This is a genomic window from Streptomyces sp. TRM64462, assembly GCF_013362995.1.
Lineage (GTDB): Bacteria > Actinomycetota > Actinomycetes > Streptomycetales > Streptomycetaceae > Streptomyces.
In genome coordinates this window covers 1-20,552 of sequence record NZ_JABWDV010000327.1, presented here as the reverse complement: position 1 = coordinate 20,552, position 20,552 = coordinate 1, and the positions used below count along the sequence as shown (strand labels likewise).

Here is a 20,552-nt window from a genome sequence, read left to right as displayed (position 1 = left end):
GGAAACCCCATCCCCATGAGCCGCACACTCGCACGACCCCGCCGCAGAACAGCGGCCCTGGCCGCCTGCACCCTGATCGCGACGGCAGGCGCCACCGCCACCGCCCTCACCTCCCCCGCCGGAGCCGCCGGAGCCGCCGCCCCGGGCTGCACGGTCGAGTACCGGATCACCAACCAGTGGAACACCGGCTTCGGCGCCGATGTACAGGTCACCAACACCGGCGACCCGCTCAGCAGCTGGACGCTGGAGTGGACGTACGGCGGGAACCAGCAGATCACCCAGGGCTGGAGCGCCGACATCAGCCAGTCCGGCGCGAACGTCACGGCGCGGAACGCCGCCTGGAACGGGTCGCTCGGCACCGGCGCGTCCACGTCGTTCGGCTTCAACGCCTCGTACAGCGGGACGAACGCCGTGCCCGCGACGTTCAAGCTGAACGGCGTGACGTGCAACGACGACACGGGCCCGGGCCCGACGGACCCGCCCACCGACCCGCCCACCGACCCGCCCACGGACCCGCCGGCCGGCAGCAAGGTCGACAACCCGTACGCGGGCGCCAAGGTCTACGTCAACCCCGAGTGGCAGGCGAAGGCCGCGGCCGAACCGGGCGGCACGGCGGTCTCCAACCAGCCGACCGGTGTGTGGCTGGACCGCACCGCCGCCATCGCGGGCGCCGAGGGCAAGATGGGCCTGCGCGACCACCTCGACGAGGCGCTGCGTCAGAAGGGCACCGGCGAGCTGGCGATCCAGCTCGTCATCTACAACCTGCCGGGCCGCGACTGCGCGGCGCTCGCCTCCAACGGCGAGCTGGGCCCGACGGAGATCGACCGCTACAAGACGGAGTACATCGACCCGATCGCGGCGATCCTCGCCGACCCGAAGTACGCGGGCCTGCGCATCGTCACGACGGTCGAGCTCGACAGCCTCCCCAACCTGGTCACCAACGTGACGCCGCGGCCCACCGCCACGCCGAACTGCGACGTGATGAAGGCCAACGGCAACTACGTGAAGGGCGTCGGCTACGCCCTGAACAAGCTGGGCGCCATCGGCAACGTCTACAACTACGTGGACGCCGGCCACCACGGCTGGCTCGGCTGGGACGACAACTTCGGCGCGTCCGCCCAGGTCTTCAAGCAGGCCGCGACGGCCGAGGGTGCGACGGTCGCCGACGTCCACGGCTTCATCGTCAACACGGCCAACTACAGCGCACTCAAGGAAGACCACTTCAAGATCGAGGACTCGGTCAACGGGGTGTCGGTCCGCCAGTCGAAGTGGGTCGACTGGAACCGGTACACGGACGAGCTGTCGTACGCGCAGGCCATGCGGAACGAGCTGGTACGGATCGGCTTCGACGCGAACATCGGCATGCTGATCGACACGTCCCGCAACGGCTGGGGCGGCGCGAACCGGCCGGCCGGCCCGGGCGCCAGGACCGACGTCGACACGTACGTCGACGGCGGCCGCTACGACCGCCGCATCAACCCCGGCAACTGGTGCAACCAGGCGGGCGCGGGCCTCGGCGAGCGGCCGCAGGCGGCCCCGGAGCCGGGCATCGACGCGTACGTGTGGATGAAGCCGCCCGGTGAGTCGGACGGGTCGAGCAAGGCCATCCCGAACAACGAGGGCAAGGGCTTCGACCGGATGTGCGACCCGACGTACGAGGGCAACCCGCGGAACAACAACAACATGTCGGGCGCCCTCCCGGACGCCCCGATCTCGGGCCACTGGTTCTCGGCCCAGTTCCAGGAGCTGCTGAAGAACGCCCACCCGGCGCTCTGACGGCCGGAGCCGGCTCCTGAGCGAGGCCCCCGCACCCGGCAGGTCCGGGAGCGGGGGCCTCGCGCGCGCCTCTCAGGGGGACGGGTCCTCGGGAGGACGGCCCCTCGGGGGGACGGGTCAGCCGCCGACGTAGGCCGCCAGGTGTTCGCCGGTGAGGGTGGAGCGGGCGGCGACGAGGTCGGCGGGGGTTCCCTCGAAGACGACGCGGCCGCCGTCGTGGCCGGCGCCGGGGCCGAGGTCGACGATCCAGTCGGCGTGCGCCATGACGGCCTGGTGGTGCTCGATGACGATGACCGACTTGCCGGAGTCGACGAGCCGGTCGAGCAGGCCGAGCAGCTGCTCGACGTCGGCGAGGTGGAGGCCGGTGGTCGGCTCGTCGAGTACGTAGACGAACCGGTCGCCGCCCTTCTCCGCCAGGTGGGTGGCCAGCTTGAGCCGCTGCCGCTCGCCGCCGGACAGCGTGGTGAGCGGCTGGCCGAGGGTGAGGTAGCCGAGACCGACGTCCGCCATCCGCTCCAGGATCCGGTGGGCCGCCGGCGTGCGCGCCGCCCCCGCGCCGAAGAACTCCTCCGCCTCGGTCACGGGCATCGCGAGGACTTCGCTGATGTCCTTGCCGCCGAAGGTGTACTCCAGCACCGACGCCTGGAACCGCTTGCCCTCGCACTCCTCGCAGGTGGTTGCGACGCCCGCCATCATCGCCAGGTCGGTGTAGACGACGCCGGCGCCGTTGCAGGTGGGGCAGGCGCCCTCGGAGTTGGCGCTGAACAGCGCCGGCTTGACGCCGTTGGCCTTGGCGAACGCCTTGCGGATCGGATCGAGCAGACCCGTGTACGTCGCCGGGTTGCTCCGGCGGGAGCCGCGGATCGGGGCCTGGTCGACCATGACCACGTCGGCGTCCTTCGGCATCGAGCCGTGGATGAGGGAGCTCTTGCCGGAGCCGGCGACACCGGTGACGACGGTGAGGACGCCGAGCGGGATGTCGACGTCCACGTCGCGCAGGTTGTTCGCCGTCGCGCCGCGGATCTCCAGCGTGCCGGTGGGCTTGCGCACGCTCTCCTTGAGGGAGGCCCGGTCGTCGAGATGGCGGCCGGTGACGGTGCCGCCGGCCCGCAGCCCCTCGACGGTCCCCTCGTAGCAGACGGTGCCGCCGGCCGTACCGGCGCCGGGGCCGAGGTCGACGACGTGGTCGGCGATCGCGATCGTCTCCGGCTTGTGCTCCACGACCAGCACCGTGTTGCCCTTGTCCCGCAGCCGCAGCAGCAGGTTGTTCATCCGCTGGATGTCGTGCGGGTGCAGACCGATGGTGGGCTCGTCGAAGACGTACGTGACGTCGGTGAGCGACGAGCCGAGGTGGCGGATCATCTTGACGCGCTGCGCCTCGCCGCCCGAGAGCGTGCCCGACGCCCGGTCGAGCGACAGATACCCCAGGCCGATCTCCACGAACGAGTCGAGCGTGTGCTGCAGCGCGGTGAGCAGCGGCGCCACCGAAGGCTCCTTGAGGCCGCGGAGCCACTCGGCCAGGTCTCTGATCTCCATCGCGCAGGCGTCGGCGATGCTGAGCTTCTTGATCTTCGACGAGCGGGCGAGCTCGCTGAGCCGGGTGCCGTCGCACTCGGGGCACGTGGTGAAGGTGACCGCCCGGTCCACGAAGGCCCGGATGTGCGGCTGCATCGACTCCCGGTCCTTGGAGAGGAACGTCTTCTGGATCTTCGGGATGAGCCCCTCGTAGGTGAGGTTGACCCCGTTGATCTTGACCTTGGTCGGTTCGCGGTAGAGGAAGTCGTGCCGCTCCTTCTTGGTGTACGCACGGATCGGCTTGTCCGGGTCGAAGAAGCCCGACTCCCTGATGACCCGCACCACCCAGCCGTCCCCGGTGTAGGTGGGGATGGTGAACGGGTCTTCGGAGAGCGACTTGGAGTCGTCGTAGAGCTGGGTGAGGTCGATGTCGGAGACCGTGCCGCGGCCCTCGCAGTGCGTGCACATGCCGCCGGTGCGGCTGAAGGTCACCTTCTCGGTCTTCGTCCTGTCGGCGCCGCGGTCGACCGTGAGCCCGCCGCTCGCGGAGACCGACGCGACATTGAAGGAGAACGCGCCGGGCGGTCCGATGTGCGGCTTGCCGAGCCGGCTGAAGAGGATGCGCAGCATCGCGTTGGCGTCCGTGGCGGTGCCGACCGTGGAGCGGGGGTCGGCGCCCATCCGCTGCTGGTCGACGGTGATCGCGGTGGTCAGCCCGTCGAGCACGTCGACCTCGGGCCGGGCCGGTGTCGGCATGAAGCCCTGCACGAAGGCGCTGTAGGTCTCGTTGATCAGCCGCTGCGACTCCGCGGCGATCGTGTCGAAGACCAGGGAGCTCTTGCCCGAGCCGGAGACGCCGGTGAACACCGTCAGCCGGCGCTTCGGGATCTCGACGCTGACGTCCTTGAGGTTGTTCTCGCGCGCGCCGTGCACACGGATCAGATCATGGCTGTCGGCGACGTGCGGCGCGGGCGGCTGCGCGGGCGGCTGCGTGCCCGGCTGGGCGTCCGGCCTCGTGGCCCTGGTCATCGTGTCTCCACCTTCCGTAGGCGTCGCGCTCCCCGTCGGCGCCGCCTGGCTCGATGCGACCACGCTAGCGGCGGGGCAGGGCCGGTGCTTCTCGATTCCTGATCGAGCGTCTCGCGTGGGAAAATCGTCGGGTGAGACGACAGGAGCTCGACGACCTCGTCCGGCTGCGGCGGGCCCGTGACCGGATGGACCGCGACTACGCGGAGCCGCTGGACGTCCCGGCGCTGGCCCGTGAGGCCCTGATGTCGGCGGGCCACTTCTCGCGCAGCTTCCGCGCCGCCTTCGGCGAGACGCCGTACAGCTACCTGATGACCCGCCGTATCGAGCGGGCCAAGGCGCTGCTCCGGCGCGGCGACCTGTCGGTGACCGAGGTCTGCTTCGCGGTCGGCTGTACGTCGCTGGGGTCCTTCAGCTCGCGCTTCACCCAGCTGGTCGGCGAGAGCCCGAGCGCCTACCGGGCCCGGAGCCATGACGACGGCGCGGCCATCCCGGCGTGCATCGCCAAGATCCACACGCGACCGGTCAGGAATGGAGAAGCGAGACCCGCCGCCCGGCCGTAGCGTGAACGGCATGAACACGGACATCACCCTTTCCCAGTGCTTCATCGCCGTCGACGACCACGACAAGGCGCTCGGCTTCTACCGAGACGTGCTCGGCCTGGAGGTACGCAACGACGTCGGCTTCGAGGGGATGCGCTGGGTGACCGTCGGCTCGCCCGCCCAGCCGGACGTGAACATCGTCCTGGAACCGCCGCTCGCCGACCCGAACGCCTCCCCGGCCGACCGGCAGGCCATGGCCGAACTGATGGCCAAGGGCCTGCTGCGGGGCGTCATCTTCGCCACCGCCGACTGCGACGCCACCTTCGAGCGCATCAGGGCGGCCGGCGGCGAGGTGCTGCAGGAGCCCATGGACCAGCCCTACGGCGTCCGCGACTGCGCCTTCCGCGACCCCGCCGGCAACATGCTGCGCTTCACGCAGCCCCGCGGGAACTAGGCCCGGGACCGGCCGAAATCGTGTGGTCAGGGTGCCGAACGCCCGGCTAAGGTCGGGCATATGACTGCCGGGTCGGCCGTGGGCCGTGAGCGAGTGAGGCACCCGGCCTCGTTGTGAGCGCGGGGCGGGCCAGAGGCCCCCCAGGTGTGTGCGTGTCCTTCGGACGCGCTGCCACACACACCACGCACGTTCACCTCGGGGAAGGACCTCATGACCGCAGATCTCAACCACACCGTCGTCCACGCCACCGACAAGCTGGCCTCCGCCGAGTTCCTCGCCGGGATACTCGGGCTGAAGGTCGGGGCGCCGTTCGGGCCGTTCATTCCGGTGGACACCGGGAACGGCGTGACGCTCGACTTCTACGAGAGCCCCGACGGCGCACCGGTCGCCTCCATGCACTACGCGTTCCTCGTGCCCGACGACGAGTTCGACACGATGATCGGGCGCCTGGAAGCCGGTGGGGTCACCTACTACGCCGACCCCGGCCACACCGAGCCCGGGCAGATCAACCGGCTCTTCGGCGGGCGGGGCGCGTACTTCGACGACCCGGACGGGCACAACATGGAGATCATGACGCGGCCGTACGCCCGGCCCGCGTAAGCACGGGTCCCGTGGCGGCCGCCGGCAGCGGGCGGCCGCCACGCTACGGCAACGGGGCGATGTCCATCTCGCCCACCAGCTCGTCCTCGCTCATCTCACCCGTCGGCTCGAAGCCCAGCGTCCGGTAGAACTCCTCCGGGCCGTGCTCGCCCGGCTTCCACGTGACCGTGATCCGGGTGCCGCCCCTGCGGCGGATCTCCTCCGCCACGGCCTCCACGGCGAACCTGCCGTAGCCGCAGCCCTGGTGCGTCGCCGCTATGTTGAGGCGCCACAGGCCGCTGCGCGGGCGGTCGTCCGGGTTCTTCTCGTCGAAGCGGACGTCGAAGAACGCCATCACGAAACCGACCAGCTCGTCCCCGTCCATGATCAGACGCGGCCAGGCAATGCCGGGCGACGCATACGCCTCCGCCAACGACCGGGCGACGGGCGCCACGAACTTCTCCTGCAACGGATGAACTCTGAGCGCGCACGCGTCCAGGACGTTGTCCGGCGTGATCTCTTCGAGGCGCAGCGCGGTCGCGGAAGCAGACGACATGGCGCGACCCTAGGGGGCTCGGCGGGGCGGTGCCCAGCGGTTTTCCCGGAGGTTGCGAAATCCGCACGCCTGCCAAGCGGTTCACGAGGCGGACTGTTTTCCATACGGAACGGCTCGTATGACAAAGAGGGGGCATGATTGCTCAGCCAACTCCGCGCGGACGCCCGCGAGATTCCCGTTCGCATGCGGCGATCCTCGCCGCCGCCTCCGAGCTGGTGGCCGAGACCGGCTATGCCGCCATGCCCCTCGGGGCCGTGGCGGCCCGGGCCCGGGTGGGGAAGGAACACCATCTACCGCCGGTGGTCCGGCGAGGCCGAGCTGGTCTACGAGGCGGTATTCACCACCACCGACACCGCCCGGTGCCCGACACTGGCACCCTCGAAGGCGACCTCACCGTCCTCGTCCGGCACCTGATCGACGAGTTCAGCGCACCGGCCGCCGCTGAGGCGCTGCCCGGCCTGCTGGCGGATTTCGCCGCCGCACCCCGAGCTGCGCGCCACCATCCGCTCCGCCATCCTCGCGCCCGCCAGCGCCTGGCCGCTGTCTTCGACCGGGCCCGTGCACGTGGCGAGACCGTCCCGGGCGTGAGGGCGATCTGGTGCTCGACTCCCTCGTCGGCACCGTCTTCTTCCGGCTGGGCATCCTCGGCGAGCCCGCCGACCCCGGACTGGCTCGGAGCATCCCCGGGATCGCCGCCAAGGGAATCGAGGCCCGGTGAACGGATGGCTAATGGCCGCGGGAGCCCTGGCGACCGCGACGGCCCTGATCCACCTCGTCGCCGGCGGGCGCGACGTGCTCCGCCCCTGCTCGGCAGCTCCCTTGAGGCCGAGCCGCTGCGCGCCCTGCACGCGGTGTGGCACTTCGCCACGGCGGACCTCCTGTCCAGCGGCGTCCCCTTGACCGCGGCACATCACTCTGGCCATGCTCGCGCACGCCTTCCTGGCCGCCACGGCACACCAGACTTGGGAAAAAGGGGCGGAACCGGTGAGACACCCGGGCCTTCGAGTTCACCGTGGCGGAGGTTCGGCGACCCCTGGAAGCTTGTCGTCCCCGGCCCCCGCACTTGCACGGACACCGAGGACGACACCACGCGCTGAGCCGATCGAACTGGCGCCGCCGACGCCGAGCAGTCGCCCGCCGCTGTCACTACCTGCGGCGTTGTCGCACGATCGAGGGGCGGTCTCCGTGAGACCGCCCCCGCACGATCGAAGTACCGCTACACTCCCGCCACCCGGCGAGAGACCAGGTCAGACACCGAAATCCTGCTGGAGTACTAGTTGCCGGTGTTGTAGGTGTTGATGAGCTTGGTGGAGCTGTAGACCCAGGCACCGGGGCTGGATGCCCAGCCGGCCTGGGCGCCGTTGAAGAGGGCGTCGGGTCGGGCAGTCCACGTCCACATCTTCACTACATTGTCGCTCTGGTGGTTCATGATGGCGAGGTCGTCGCGACCGTCGCCGTTGTAGTCACCAACCGACATCTGCAGGCGCTTGACGTCGAGGCCACCGGCACTGTTGAGCGTGAGCTTGGCAGAGCCGAACTTGTTCTTGCCGTCGACCTTTTCGAACAGCATGGTGCTGGTCTTGTCACTGCCGTCGGCGTAGTCGTACCAGATCAGAGTGTCGTCGTGGCCGTCGCCGTTGAAGTCACCGGCCTGCGGGATGGCCTGGTCCCACTTGAGCGTGGTCTCCCACCACGGGGTGGGGCTGGCAAACGTGCCACCCGGCTGGGTGGTGAAGACGTAGGTCTTCATCCCGTTGCCGCCCTGGTTGTAGTAGACGCCCAGTTCCTCGCGGCCGTCGCCGTTGAAGTCGCCGGTGACGAACTTCGTGTTCGTGCGGAGCCACGTGCCCTTGGGTGCGGACCAGGAGGCGACCGGGGTGTTGAAGGTGCCGTTGGACTTGGTGGTGAACGTGTGCAGCTTGGTGGTGCCGTCGGCCCCGGCATACCAGACGGCCATGTCGTCGCGGCCGTCGCCGTCGAAGTCACCGGCCTGCGGCGTCATGTAGCTGTAGTGGAAGGGACCGCCTGCCGGCGAACTCCAGGCTTGGATGGGGGTGGCGAAGCCACCATCGCTCTGGCCGAGGGCGACGAACGCCTTCACGCTGGTGTCGCCGTAGCCGCGCAGCATCGCAGTGTCACCGCGGCCGTCGCCGTTGAAATCACCGGAGACGAACTTCATGTACCTTGCGTCCCACTCGCCCACAGGTGCGGCGTAGGACTTGAACGGTCCGCTGAGTGCGCCGTTGTCGCCTTGGCCAAAGAAGGTGTACGTGGCGTCCGTACCAGCGCTGAAATCGTACCAGGCGCCGATGTCGCTGCGCCCGTCGCCATTGATGTCGTTGCGGACGACGGTGTTGCTGGACCACAGGGACTCGGCCTTGGTGTTGTAGACGACCAGGTTGCCGCGGTCGGTGAGCGTGGCCGTACCCCCGGCGGCGGTGACCTGCGTCCGCCACAGTGTGGTGGTGTCGTCAGCGTTGCGGACGACCAGGTTGCCACTGGTATCGAACTCGGCCGTGGCACCGGCGTTGCCCGCGGTTCCGGTGGACCACAGGGTCTTGCCGGCGTTGGACGCGATGACCAGGTTTCCGTCCGTCTGCATGGTCAGACGGGCCCCCGCGGAGACGAGACTGTCGCCGGGAAGCAACTGCTGCCCGGCGGTGAGACGGTTGCCGAGCTTGATGTTGTCGGCGCGCGCGGCGATGGCGTCGTTGCGGGTCTCGGCTGCGTCCTGGCCGAAGCAGCCGCCCTGCCAAGAGCGGGTGGCGACGGCAACGAGTTCCGGCGTGCCGTTCTTGTCGCGAAGGAGGGGTGCTCCGGTGTCGCCCCTGCAGATGGCGTCGTTGACCGTCTTGCCTGCGATGTTCACCTCGGTCTCGCCGACCGTGTTGACGGCGAAGGCAGAGGTGTGGAGTTTGGTGGGAGCCCAGTCCGTCTTGGTACGGCCGTAGCCGACGACCGTGACCGAGTCGTTCTGGGCAGCCGGAGTGGTGGCCATGGCGACCGGGGTGATGCCGGTCGCGGGCTGCGCGAGGCGGGCCATGACGAGGTCGCGCCCCACACGGGGAACCAAGTCGACGATTTCGCTGACGTGGCCGTCGGCGGTGGTGATGTCGGTGCGGCCAATGGTGGCGACCGTCTTCTCGGCAGGCTTGCCGGGGGTTAGTTCGGTGAGGCCGCCGGTGAAGCAGGACGCGGCGGTCAAGACCCACTGGGCATCGACGAGGGCGCCTGAACAGGCGCGCTTGGTGTCTTCGCCGTCGCCGATCTCGATCCTCGCTGTGAACGCGTACACCCCGGCAGCGGCAGCACCGCCGGTGACGGCCTGTGCGGGTGCGGTGAGCGTACCGACAACCACGGCGGCGGCCGTCAGGCTCGCTGCCACGGCGGCACGTGGACGTATTCCAGGCACTTTCGTTTCCTTAGACATGTGGTTCAGGTGGATCGGAGGACGGGCTTACCCGCCTGTCGTCGCGCGGGGAGCGGGGAGAGAGGTACGTCGGCCCGTCGCGTGCGGAGGACTTGGCCTGCGCGAGAAGGGAGCGCAGCGCAGGGGCCGGCCTCCTCCGGTCAGCCCTTGAGGCGCAGTTCGACCAGGGTGGACTGCTGGTCGGTGCCGCCGCCGACACCTACGGCGGTGAGGTCGTTCGCGGGCGCGTTGACGACTGTTTCCTCGCCCTCGGCGGTCAGGGTGGCCTGGACGGGCTGGTCTCCGGTCCACAGGCTGAAGGCCTTGGGCAGCTCCAGCGTCAGGTAGCCGGTCGTGGCGTTGGCTCTGAAGCAGAACTTGCCGAAGAAGGACTCGACCAGCAGGTTCGAGGAGTCGGCGAGGCACTGGCCGACGTCGGTGATGTCGGTGAGGACGATGTGTCCATCGCCGCGCTTCAGTGTGATGTTGCGCTCCGCGAGGACCTTGTCAGCGCCCGGGTAGTTGAAGTCCTCGACCGCGAGGGGCATGTCACCGGCCGCACGGGGTGCGGCGGTGGCGGTCTGAGGAGCGGCCAAGGCGGTGGCGCCGAAGCCCGCCGCAATGGCCACAGTGAGCCCGATCAGAAGCATTTTCCAGACACGGGTTATCGCCATGGGATCCTCTCAAGAAGTAAGACGACTGGGAGCAAAACAAATAGGGCTCTCCAGTTGGCTGAAGTAAAGCATATGTAAGATCCATGTGAAGTACTCCCATTACTTGCTCACGCGAGAGGGGGGTGCCTGTTGTCGCGTCAAGCCTGTTAGCAGCCGGCAATCTGCCGCCGCGTCACTTTACTGCAACAGGAAGATCAGAAGCGGACATTTGTTTCATATGGGCGAATTGGGTGGAATTGTGGATTATTCTAAGAAGGGTAGTTGAGTGAAGCAGCGACTTCGATCTATAGGTTCGAGAGGGCCCTCCAGAGTTCGACGCAGGTCAGCGTCCCGGGTCCTCGCCTCACGGGCGATGTGTGCGACGGTGCTGTCCGCAGCGCTCGCGGCCGAGTTGCTGGGAGCGTCCCCGTCTGTCGCAGACGCCGTCAGCGGCATTCCGCCGATGTCGGGTCGAGAGCTGGCTGTTGAGGCTTGGATCTACGGTGGTGTCGGCGTCAGGGAAGCGGCCGAGCAGGCGCTTCTCGGTACCGATGACGACGTCCGGACCTTTCTCGCGGACAAGTCTGCGATTCAGCAGGTTGATGATCGGGTGGATGTCGCTCGTGTACTGAACGCGGGCGGTCTGGCAGTGCGGGAGGCGGCGAAGCAGGCGCTTCAGGGCACCCCGGAGGACGTCCAGTCGTTCCTGAAAGGCGGGTGGAAGGCCCCGCATGAACTGGACATGCGAGTGGAGGCCACGAGGGTCGTCAATCTCGGTGGCCTGGCGGTCAAGGACGCTGGTACGGCTGCGCTGCAGGGCACGCCCGAGGACGTCAAGAAGTTCCTTGAGGTGGACCAGTACAAGGCGCGGGAGACCGACGACCGGGTCACGGTCACCAGGCTCTACAGCAGCGGTGGGCCAAATGTGAAGGCTGCGGCCAGGCTCGCGCTGCTCGGCACGCCGGCCGATGTGGTTGAGTTCGTTGAGGTCGGGCAGTTCGTGGCGCGTAACCGCGACCAGGAACACGCCACCATCGCGCAGCTCACCGAGCAGGCGGAAAAGGCGGGCAAGCAGGCTGAGGATGCGACCAAGGCGGCCCAGGAGGCTTCCGGGAAGGCGATCGCGGCCGCGGAGCTGGCCAAGCAAGCGGCCCAGAAGGCGGCTGCGGAGACCGAGGCCGCCAAGGACGATGCCAAGCGTGCTTCGGTGAAGGCGAAGCAGGCCGCAGACGCCGCGCGTGCTGCCGCGGAGGCTGCGCAGACGGCGATCGGTGCGGCCAATGCTGCAAACCGCTCGGCGCGGATCGCCGCGCTGGCTGCGGCGCAGACGGCGAACGCGGCTGCAGCTGCGGCGGATGCGGCCACCCGGGCTTCGAATGCGGCGATCGCAGCGGGCAAGGACGCGGACCAGGCTCAGGCCGCGCGGGACCGGGCGAAGGCCGCGCGGGATGCGGGAGCGCTCGCCCGGAAGTCGGCGAAGGCTGCCGAGCAAGCCAGCAAGGCGTCGCTGGCTGCTGCTGAGGCGGTGGCGGCATCCCGCGGCGCGAGCGGTAACGCGAATGCGGCGGCCGACGCGGCCGATAAGGCGGCAGGTTACGCGGATGCGGCCGGGGCATCCTCGGCCGAGGCGCGGGCCGCAGCGGCGGAGACCCGTCGGCACGCGAACGAGGCCGACCGGGCCGCCAACGCGGCCGAGGCGCTGGCCCGTAAGTCGGCCACCGCCGCCAACGAGGCCCGTGACGCGGCTAACTCGGCCGCCACGCACGCCGAGAATGCTGCGGAGGCTGCCGATGAGGCGGCCGAGCATGCCGGTGAGGCGACGAACCATGCCGCGGAGGCCACCAAGCAGGCCAATGCCGCCAAGATTGCCGCAGACGCGGCCACGGCAGCGGTGGCCACTGCCAAGAAGACCTTCGACATCGCCCGGGAGGCGGAGGCCGAAGATCTCAGCACCCGCACCGCCGCGTCCATCGAGAGCGCGCTGACTCACAAGGCCGTCGCGAACACCTTCACCAAGGAGCTCTCCAACTCCGTGGTGGAGGGCAAAGCAATCGAGGACGATGCCAAGGGCCTGGCCGCCGAGCTTGCCAAGCCGGACGCCGACCAGACAGCCATCGCCGATGCAGGGCGCGAGGTTGCGCTGAGGGCGCTGAAGTACTTCGGCTCCTGGCGCCAAGACGCCGCTGCACGAGCACTGTCCGGCAGCGATGCCGATGTTCTGGAATACCTGCGCACCGGACGGGGCCAGGCAGTTCAGAACGAGATGCGCCAGCAGGTCTCCGACATCGCCTCGACCAGTCCCTACGAAGCCGTGCGTATCGCGGCCGCCGAGGTACTGAATGGCACCGACCAGCAGATCCGAGACTTCTACACCACCGGCCGGCACACGGCCGCCAACACCGACTACCGCGTCGAGGTCACCAGGATCTACGACGCTGGTGGCACCTCGGTCAAGGAAGCGGCCAAGGCAGCGCTCGAGAACGGCAGCAACCAGGCACTCCTCGGTTTCCTCAACAACGGCCAATATGCCGCCCGCAACACCGACGAGCGAGTAACCGCCACCCAGCTGTTCAATAGCGGCGGACCCGAACTCAAGTCCGCGGCCAAGATCGCGCTCACGGGCCCGGCCGACCAGCTCCACACCTTCGTCCAGGCCGGCCAGTACATGGCCGACCGCAAGGACCAGCTCGCCAACGCCCACATCGCCCAAGTCGAACGCCTCATCGCCGAGGGCGGCGTCATCGCGGCCAAGGCCCAGCAGAACCGCTGGCTCGCAGCAAAGGCCGCAGCCGAGGCCAACCAGGCCTCCGGCGAAGCCACAGCAGCAGCAGCCGAAGCGAAGAAGAGCGCCGACCAGGCGGATGACTACGCCGACCAGGCCGACGCGGCCGCAGACGACGCCGCAACCAGCGCCGCCCAAGCCGCCACCTCAGCCACCACCGCCCGCAACGCCGCCAACCGCGCCGAACAAGACGCCATCGCCGCCGAAGAATCCGCAGCCCAAGCCGAATTCTCCGCACAATACGCAAGCAACTCGGCGTTTATTGCCAAGGAATCAGCTGACGAAGCCCGTCAGTCTGCTCTGGACGCAGGGAGCAGCGTAAAGGAAGCCGAGGCTTTCGCCACGCAGGCAATGCAGGACGCGGTCAAGAAGCGCCTGGCCGAAGAGGCCGAAGCGCGCCGCGCTGCGGAAGAGCAGCGCAAAAAGCAACGAGAGCGCGAGAGTAAGCCACCCTGCTACATGCACCCCTCGCGGGACTCCCTTCCGCTCTGCGCACTGGCTGGCCAGCCCATCGATCCCACGCCCATCGACCCGATGATGAAAGAGATGGCATGGGAATTCCTCGGAATCAACGACGCCATCGACTGCGTGCAGAATCCTGCGTTCGCCAAGTGCGCCGTAGCCCTGGCGATGATCCTGCCAGTGGGTAAGGGAGCCAAGCTCACCGAGGAGGGCGCAGATGCCATCAAGGCCTTGACCAATGCGTCAAGGCTACGGTCGTACGCAGGCGTCACCGCCGACGCAAAGCATTTGGACGAACTTGCGGCGAACGGTACGAAGTTCACCCGGGAAGAAGTCATAGCCACTGCGCGCGACGCCAACGGCAGAATTGTCTTTCTCGAACTTGGAAACTCCAAAGCCGGACTCCGGCACGTCATGAAACATGGTGACGAATTCATACGCGCGGGGATCCCTGAAGACGACATTCCAGCCTTCGTCATGAAGGCAGTCACGGAAGGGAAGGTTATCGGGCATCAGGGAAGTGGGACCGGCCGACCCATTTATGAGTTGACATATAAGGGCAAGACCCATAAAGTAGCTGTAACCACGGGCAGTAATGGATTCATTGTGGGCGCCAACATGAGAGGAGCGGGCACGTGAAAGAACTTAGATCTCGCAATCTGCGAGTCATGGCCGACTACGGATCTCACCCGCTCTGGCTCACCGACGAAAACGAGAACCTGTCACCGGAAGACTCGCGGCTGGGATTGGATGCCAATCTGATCGAGCGTATATCCAGGTGGGCCGCCGAGTTCGATGAAATCCTCGACTGGGACGATCCGGCTTCCTCCGCCTTCCCGTCCACCGAAGCCGAAGAGGAATTCGCCAAAGCCGGAGAGATGATCTCGCGTCAAATCGCAAAGGAACTCGGTCCGAGCTGGACGGTCAGCTATTTCGATCTCAGGACCGAGACTGACCAGGTCATTCCATATTCGGTCTGAGTGGGCAGAGGCTTTCCGCTCCTGCCTCATTGATAGGGGGATGCGAAAGGGTGCCGCCGGATCTTCCGGCGGCACCCTTGTGGCTTTACTGGGCGTTTCGTCCCCACTGCACATCTCCACGGACATTCGTGCACCGGCTGCACTCCTGTCACCACCGCCCCGGGAGTCGCCGCAAAAGAGCAGGCCAGAAAGACCCAAAACCCGTATCTACGGCTACGCCCGCCAGCCACTGCCCCGACCGAGATCACCGCCTGAACGACTCCAGCCCCGACGACCCCGATACGCCTTCGCCGGACCAGGGTCCTCGTGCGTCAGGGGGTTACTCGGGGCCTCCGTGGCTCACACGGCCCGTTCTCCACTTGCACACGGAGAGTCAGCCACGACGATGCCCCGCTGCCAACTAGGCAGACACGCGTGTGTTTCCAGCAATCCCGCGCCGGGCTCAGTCGCGCTCCTCCTTTTCGTGCCCCCGGCATCCCGCCGGTCGCCACGGCGGCCGCCACTCCATCAAGGCACCGCAAGCCCGCCAGGGCTGAGGAACAGCCAGCCTGGCGCCGTAGGTGGCTCGCGACGGCGGCTTGGTCCACGCAGGGGCCAGATCTTGAAAGCCGGGCCCGCCGAGAAGTGGGACGTTGATCACGCCGTCCGCTTCCGCGCTGCTCGGAGTCTGGCACGCTCGGTGTACCAGGCGGGACACTCGCCCGTCGCCTACGCGGATGGCTGTTCGCCATGTTCAAGGTAGACAGTGCGGCCGTGGGACCTGGCGGCGACGGCCTGCTTCACCCGGCGGGCGAGTCTCGGGATCAGAAGCTGATCGAGTGCCGCTACCGGATGGAACTGGGCGGCCAGCAACTCATCGGACGCGAGCTTGATCGACGCGGCCTCGTCCGCGCTCAGCTCTCCGCCGTCGAAAACGTAGAGGACCTTGTCACCCTCGGCGGGACTCGGTGCCCAGTCGGTGACCAGGAGAGGGCCGATCGTCGGCGTGATGCCCAGTTCCTCCTCGACCTCACGTCGGCAGGCCGCCAAGGGGGACTCGCCCGTCTCGATGTACCCGCCGGGAATCTCCCACATGGGCTTGTAGGAGGGACGTACCAGCAGGACGCGGCCCTCGGCGTCGAAGAACACCGCCCCAGAGGCCATGCGCGGTCGCGCCATCCGCTGTTCCTGCTCGTTCTCGGACATGCGCCGAGCGTACTGCCCTCATCCGAGCGGGTCTGGGCCTGGCCGATGCCCTCTCCCTGCCGGGGCTGCCGTGTGACACTCGGCTCAGCGGAGTGAGGGGGCACACAATGCGTGGGATGACGGACCATCTGCCGTTCGGTAAGCGGGTGCGCTTCTACCGGGAACGTCGTGGGCTGCATCAGTGGCAGCTCGGGGAGCTGCTGAACCGCTCGGAAGACTGGGTGTACCGCGTGGAAGCCGGCCGCATCCCCGTGAACAGCGTGAAGATGCTGGCCGACCTCGCCGAAGCCTTGCGCGTGCACGTGGAGGACCTGCAAGGGCGCCCGGCCCTACTGGGCGATCAGAAGGACGACAGGGCCGACGTCCCCGCGATCCGGGCCGCCCTCATGCAGTCTCGGCTGCTGGCCGGTGCGCTGTACGACGACCGTGAGCCCTTGCGACTCGAACGCCTGGCGGTGGAGGTTGACGAGGCTTGGAGCCTCTACCAGTCGTCCCAGTACGCCGAACTCGCATCGCGCCTTCCGACCCTGCTGGCCGACGCACGTCTCGTCACGCACGAGCACAGCACTGGGAACAGCCGGATTCGCGCGCTGCGGCTCTTCGCCCTGACCTGCCACGTCACCGCCACTCTGCTTCGCAAGCTGGGCGAGACGAACCTCGCCTGGGTGGCTGCCGATCAAGGGGACATCGCGGCAGGTGAGAGTCACGATCCCGCTGTCATCCTGGCGCTACGCCGCTGCGTCGCGCACGTCCAACTCGGTGCCGGGATGGCGGCTGAAGCCATGGACGTCACCCTGCGCGCCGCCGACGGTCTTCCGCGGGGGTGGTGGGAAGCATCCCCGGAGTCACTGTCGCTCTACGGGACGCTGCACCTCAACGGAGCAGTGGCCGCTGCTCGCCTGCGCGACCGGTCGTCGGCCGACGACATGATGGCCAAGGCGACGCGCGCGGCGGACCGGCTCGGCGCTGACGCCAACGAGATGTGGACGGCCTTCGGTCCGACGAACGTCGAGATCCACCGCCTCGCGCTCGCCCTGGAATTCGAGGATCTACAGAGCGCTGTCGACATCGCCCCCGGACTCCGACCCGGCCGAACCGTACCGGTGGAGAGGCGGGCCCGTGCACGGTTGGACGTCGCGCGGGCCTACGCCGAAGTTGGCAGGACAAACGACGCTGCCGACCACCTGAAGCGCGCCTACCAGCGAGCGCCTGAGCAGATGCGGGCTCACGAGTTCGCCCGGGACCTGGCGCGCCGTCTCCACAAGCGAAGCAAGCGGCGCGACGTGCGCGAACTCGCCGTGAACCTGGGCGCCCTGCGGTAGGCGAACAGATCAGCAGCGCAAAGGACCGGATCCGGAATTTTCTTCCGGGTCCGACCCCTGTCGGGCCTCTACGGTCTTCCCCTCGAACCCGCGCACCTTTGGTGAGGAAGGTCGACTCGTGGACGTACACAAGCACGCGGCGGTAACCGCCTGTGCTTCGGACGACTCTCCGGAGTACTGCCGATGAAGGCCGGTGACCTGGGCGCTGAGCAGCGGACTCTCATGACGATCCGGGTGTCTCGGGACTCGGGCCGTACGTGGGAGCAGACGACGGCGGTTCGTGAGGGTGACCCGGTGCGGATTCTGGCGGACCCGATGCGGTTTCCTGCCTGTGGCTGCCCCCGCTGCGGCGGTCGGCCGTCGACGGCGGCGCGGACGTTGCGGCCGGTCGCGAAGGCGGGGTGGCTCTCGTGAAGCGCCCGTGGGTCATTCCGCCCGCTCCCCGGCCGGGCACGGCTGACCGGATGCCGGGCGAGCTGCGGGTGGGGGACTGGGTGCCGTTCAGCCACCGCACAGGCCGCCCGGTGATCGATCTGCGGGCTGTGGGCCCGGGGCGGCGTCACCGGAGGGTGGCGTTCGCTGACCTGCCGCCCGTGACGGTTCGCGAACGAGTGCGGGTCTACCGGGACTGGGAGCGCGCTGTCCGGACTGGGGGTTCGGGGCGGGTTCCTGCACCACTACTTCATTGGCACGACGACACGAGGGAGAAGGACATGGGATGGGGAACCGGCAAGGGCGGCGGCGGTGGCGACGGGAAGCACTCGGGTGGGAAGGACCCCGGTACGTCCAAGCCGTCGCCGGACACCTCCACGCCGAAGCACGGGAAGTAGTGCGGCCTCGATGACCAGGAACATGGAAGCGGCTGAGCAGATCGCCTTGCGCGGTCTGCTCGGCACCCTCAACCAGACACTGCCCTACCCGGTCGGCTCGGCCTGGGAGAGGGCCTTGTGGGCGGTGCCCCGTCACGCCTTCCTGCCGGACCGGATCTACGTCGGTGATGGCCTGGAGCCGTGTTCTCGAACCACGGGACCCGAGACGTGGCTTCGGGCCGCGTACGCCGACGGCCCGGTGGTGACGCAGATCAACGACGGTGAAGACCCCGGAGAGGAGGCGCGCTGGGCTTCCTCGTCCGCGTCGGCCCCGTCGATCGTGCTGCGGATGCTGCACATGCTGGAGCTGTCCAGCGGCGACAACGTGCTGGAGATCGGCACCGGGACCGGATGGAACGCGGGTCTGCTCGCGCACCGCCTCGGGCCCGAGAACGTCACCACGATCGAGCTGGACCCCGACCTCGCGGTGCAGGCTGCCCAGAACCTCAAGGGCGTGGACCTGGAGCCGCGGGTGGTGAGTGGCGACGGCGCCGCCGGCCACCCGGACGGGGCCCCGTTCGACCGGGTCATAGCCACCTGCTCGGTGCGGGACGTACCGCACGCCTGGCTCCGACAGACCCGGCCCGGTGGGGCGATCCTCACCCCGTGGGAGTCGCCTTGGCTCTGCTACGGGCTCCTGCGCCTGGTGGTCGATGGCGAGGGCGGCGCCTCGGGCCGCTTCCACCCGCACTCGGCGTTCATGCTGATGCGCACCCAGCGCACCGACCTGCGGATCTTCCGCGACGTCGTGCGGGACGAGCACGTCCCCGACGAGTCGGAAACCACCCTGTCGCCGTGGGCGGTGACGGGCGACGACTGGGCGGCCCAGTTCGCCATCGGCCTCCAACTCCGGGACGTCTGGCACACCTGGCACGAGAACCCGGACGTCGAAGGCGTCGCCTCCCGTCTCTGGCTCGCCACCACGGACGCCACCTCATGGGCCGCAGTCGACTGGGACGGCCGGAGCGACGACCGGTTCACCGTGTGGGAGTACGGGCCCCGGCGGCTGTGGAGCGAAGTGGAGGCGGCCCACCTCTGGTGGCGCATGGCCGGCACACCCGGCCCTGAGTCCTTCGGCCTGACGATCACGCCGGACGGCGCCCACCGGCCGTGGCTCGACCGCCCGGACCGGAGGGTGCCCGTTCTCGGCTGAGCGGCGGCAGTGCAGCCCGGCGGCGCGCGGCGGCGCCGCCGACGGGAGCAGCGGGTGCGTCACGTCGAGTCGCGGACCACCAGTTCCGTCGGCAGCACCAGCTGCCTGGGCTCCGTCTCCGCGCCCGCGATGTCCTGGAGCAGTACGCGGGCCATGACGCGGCCCATCTCCTCGATCGGCTGGCGCACGCTCGTGAGCGCCGGGTCCATGTGCCGTGCCACCGCCGAGTCGTCCACGCCGACCAGCGCCACATCGTCCGGGACCCGGCGCCCCGCCTCGCGCAGGGCGGCCCGCGCGCCCGCCGCCATGACGTCCGACGCCGCGAACACCGCGTCCAGGTCGGGGCGGAGGGCCAGCAGCTCACGCATCGCGCGGCGGCCGCCGTCCTCGGTGAAGTCCGCCGACGCCACCAGGTCCTCGTCCAGCGGCAGCCCCGCCGCCGCGAGCCCCCGCCGGTAGCCGTCGAGGCGGCAGCGGGCCACGTACATGTCGAGGGGGCCCGTGATCGTGGCGATACGGCGCCGGCCCCGGCCCGCGAGGTGGTCCACGGCCGAGCGGCCCGCGCCCACGTTGTCCGAGTCCACGTACGCCACCGGCTCCGCCTCCGAGCGGCGCCCGTTGAGCACCGCGGGGATCGCCAGGTCCCGTACGACATCGGGCAGCGGGTCGTCCGCGTGCACCGACACCAGCAGGACACCGTCCACGCGCTGCGCCGCGAGGTACTGCTCGAAGCGCTGGCGCTCCTGGCGCGAGCGGATCAGCGTGAGCAGCAACTGCTTGTCGGCGTCCGCGAGTTCGGCGCTCACGCCGCGGATGATGTCGAGGAAGTACGGCTCCGCGAAGAGCCGCGCCTCGGTCTCCGGGATCACCAGCGCCACGGCGTCCGTCCGCGCGCCCGCGAGCGCCCGCGCCGCGCGGTTCGGTACGTACCCCAGCTCGGCGATGGCGCGCGCGACGGCGGCCTTCGCCCGGTCGCTCACCCGCGGCGAGCCGTTGATCACCCGGGACACCGTGCCCCGGCCGACGCCCGCCCGCGCCGCGACCTCCTCCAGCGTGGGCCTGCCCGTCTGCCGTCCGTTCACCGCCATCGCGCCACGTCTCCCATCCGCGCCCCACCGCTGCAGCCCAACCCTAGGTCGTGCCGGCGGATCACGCCTGGGCCGCGGGCCAACCGCCGAGGCGAAGGCCCCGCGATGCCGCCATGATCCGCCGGACACTCCCTAGGCCGTGCCGGGCTCCCCGGCCCCAGGGAGGGCCGTCGGCTGACCCTCGGTTATGGGAGCGCTCCC

At 68.9% G+C, this 20,552-nt stretch carries 14 protein-coding genes and 1 pseudogene; 9 read left to right on the top strand and 6 right to left on the bottom strand.

Annotated elements, in window-relative coordinates; genetic code table 11:
• Positions 1 to 15 precede the first annotated feature (15 nt).
• A complete protein-coding gene (locus HTZ82_RS16560) occupies positions 16 to 1,776 on the top strand; it encodes a glycoside hydrolase family 6 protein (RefSeq protein ID WP_175410160.1) in 1,761 nt (586 codons plus the stop codon).
• A gap of 117 nt (positions 1,777 to 1,893) precedes the next feature.
• On the opposite strand, the gene HTZ82_RS16555 is transcribed toward HTZ82_RS16560, so the two are convergent.
• Positions 1,894 to 4,320 carry an excinuclease ABC subunit UvrA gene (locus HTZ82_RS16555; RefSeq protein ID WP_175410159.1) on the bottom strand — a complete coding sequence of 809 codons (2,427 nt, stop codon included), beginning with the start codon at positions 4,318 to 4,320 and terminating at the stop codon, positions 1,894 to 1,896.
• 185 nt (positions 4,321 to 4,505) lie between these two features.
• Between HTZ82_RS16555 and HTZ82_RS16550 the strand changes: the two genes are divergently transcribed.
• From HTZ82_RS16550 to HTZ82_RS16540, 3 genes are all read left to right on the top strand, one after another.
• Entirely contained in the window at positions 4,506 to 4,880 is a 375-nt protein-coding gene (locus HTZ82_RS16550; protein WP_217624232.1) for a helix-turn-helix transcriptional regulator, read from the top strand.
• Between the two features lie 10 nt (positions 4,881 to 4,890).
• Positions 4,891 to 5,313 (top strand): VOC family protein, encoded by a 423-nt coding sequence (locus HTZ82_RS16545; RefSeq protein ID WP_175410157.1) that lies wholly within the window; start codon positions 4,891 to 4,893, stop codon positions 5,311 to 5,313.
• A 210-nt stretch (positions 5,314 to 5,523) separates the two neighbouring features.
• Positions 5,524 to 5,913 (top strand): VOC family protein, encoded by a 390-nt coding sequence (locus HTZ82_RS16540; RefSeq protein WP_175410156.1) that lies wholly within the window; start codon positions 5,524 to 5,526, stop codon positions 5,911 to 5,913.
• 43 nt (positions 5,914 to 5,956) lie between these two features.
• Here HTZ82_RS16540 and HTZ82_RS16535 read toward each other — a convergent pair whose 3' ends face one another.
• Positions 5,957 to 6,448 carry a GNAT family N-acetyltransferase gene (locus HTZ82_RS16535; RefSeq protein WP_175410155.1) on the bottom strand — a complete coding sequence of 164 codons (492 nt, stop codon included), beginning with the start codon at positions 6,446 to 6,448 and terminating at the stop codon, positions 5,957 to 5,959.
• 134 nt (positions 6,449 to 6,582) lie between these two features.
• Between HTZ82_RS16535 and HTZ82_RS32935 the strand changes: the two are divergent.
• Positions 6,583 to 6,981, top strand: a pseudogene (locus HTZ82_RS32935) (TetR/AcrR family transcriptional regulator C-terminal ligand-binding domain-containing protein); the annotation flags it as partial.
• Between the two features lie 740 nt (positions 6,982 to 7,721).
• Here the strand turns inward: HTZ82_RS32935 and HTZ82_RS16525 are convergent.
• Both HTZ82_RS16525 and HTZ82_RS16520 read right to left on the bottom strand, forming a co-directional pair.
• Positions 7,722 to 9,860, bottom strand: a complete 2,139-nt coding sequence (locus HTZ82_RS16525) for an FG-GAP-like repeat-containing protein (protein ID WP_175410154.1) — start codon at positions 9,858 to 9,860, stop codon at positions 7,722 to 7,724.
• A 158-nt stretch (positions 9,861 to 10,018) separates the two neighbouring features.
• The gene (locus HTZ82_RS16520; RefSeq protein ID WP_254711904.1) at positions 10,019 to 10,531 is read right to left on the bottom strand and encodes a hypothetical protein; all 513 of its coding nucleotides are present in this window, start codon (positions 10,529 to 10,531) and stop codon (positions 10,019 to 10,021) included.
• Between the two features lie 442 nt (positions 10,532 to 10,973).
• On the opposite strand from HTZ82_RS16520, the gene HTZ82_RS16515 reads away from it, so the two are divergent.
• The gene (locus HTZ82_RS16515; protein ID WP_175410153.1) at positions 10,974 to 14,393 is read left to right on the top strand and encodes an ALF repeat-containing protein; all 3,420 of its coding nucleotides are present in this window, start codon (positions 10,974 to 10,976) and stop codon (positions 14,391 to 14,393) included.
• Positions 14,394 to 14,422: 29 nt separating this feature from the next.
• Positions 14,423 to 14,734, top strand: a complete 312-nt coding sequence (locus tag HTZ82_RS16510) for a hypothetical protein (protein WP_175410152.1) — start codon at positions 14,423 to 14,425, stop codon at positions 14,732 to 14,734.
• A gap of 708 nt (positions 14,735 to 15,442) precedes the next feature.
• Here HTZ82_RS16510 and HTZ82_RS16505 read toward each other — a convergent pair.
• Complete coding sequence (locus HTZ82_RS16505; protein WP_175410151.1) at positions 15,443 to 15,919, bottom strand: NUDIX hydrolase; 477 nt, start codon at positions 15,917 to 15,919, stop codon at positions 15,443 to 15,445.
• 116 nt (positions 15,920 to 16,035) lie between these two features.
• On the opposite strand from HTZ82_RS16505, the gene HTZ82_RS16500 reads away from it, so the two are divergent.
• A complete protein-coding gene (locus tag HTZ82_RS16500) occupies positions 16,036 to 17,241 on the top strand; it encodes a helix-turn-helix domain-containing protein (protein WP_175410150.1) in 1,206 nt (401 codons plus the stop codon).
• An 840-nt stretch (positions 17,242 to 18,081) separates the two neighbouring features.
• On the top strand, positions 18,082 to 19,263 hold the full coding sequence (locus HTZ82_RS16495; protein ID WP_175410149.1) for a methyltransferase domain-containing protein: 1,182 nt from the start codon (positions 18,082 to 18,084) through the stop codon (positions 19,261 to 19,263).
• Positions 19,264 to 19,322: 59 nt separating this feature from the next.
• On the opposite strand, the gene HTZ82_RS16490 is transcribed toward HTZ82_RS16495, so the two are convergent.
• Complete coding sequence (locus tag HTZ82_RS16490; RefSeq protein ID WP_175410148.1) at positions 19,323 to 20,351, bottom strand: LacI family DNA-binding transcriptional regulator; 1,029 nt, start codon at positions 20,349 to 20,351, stop codon at positions 19,323 to 19,325.
• Positions 20,352 to 20,552 lie beyond the last annotated feature (201 nt).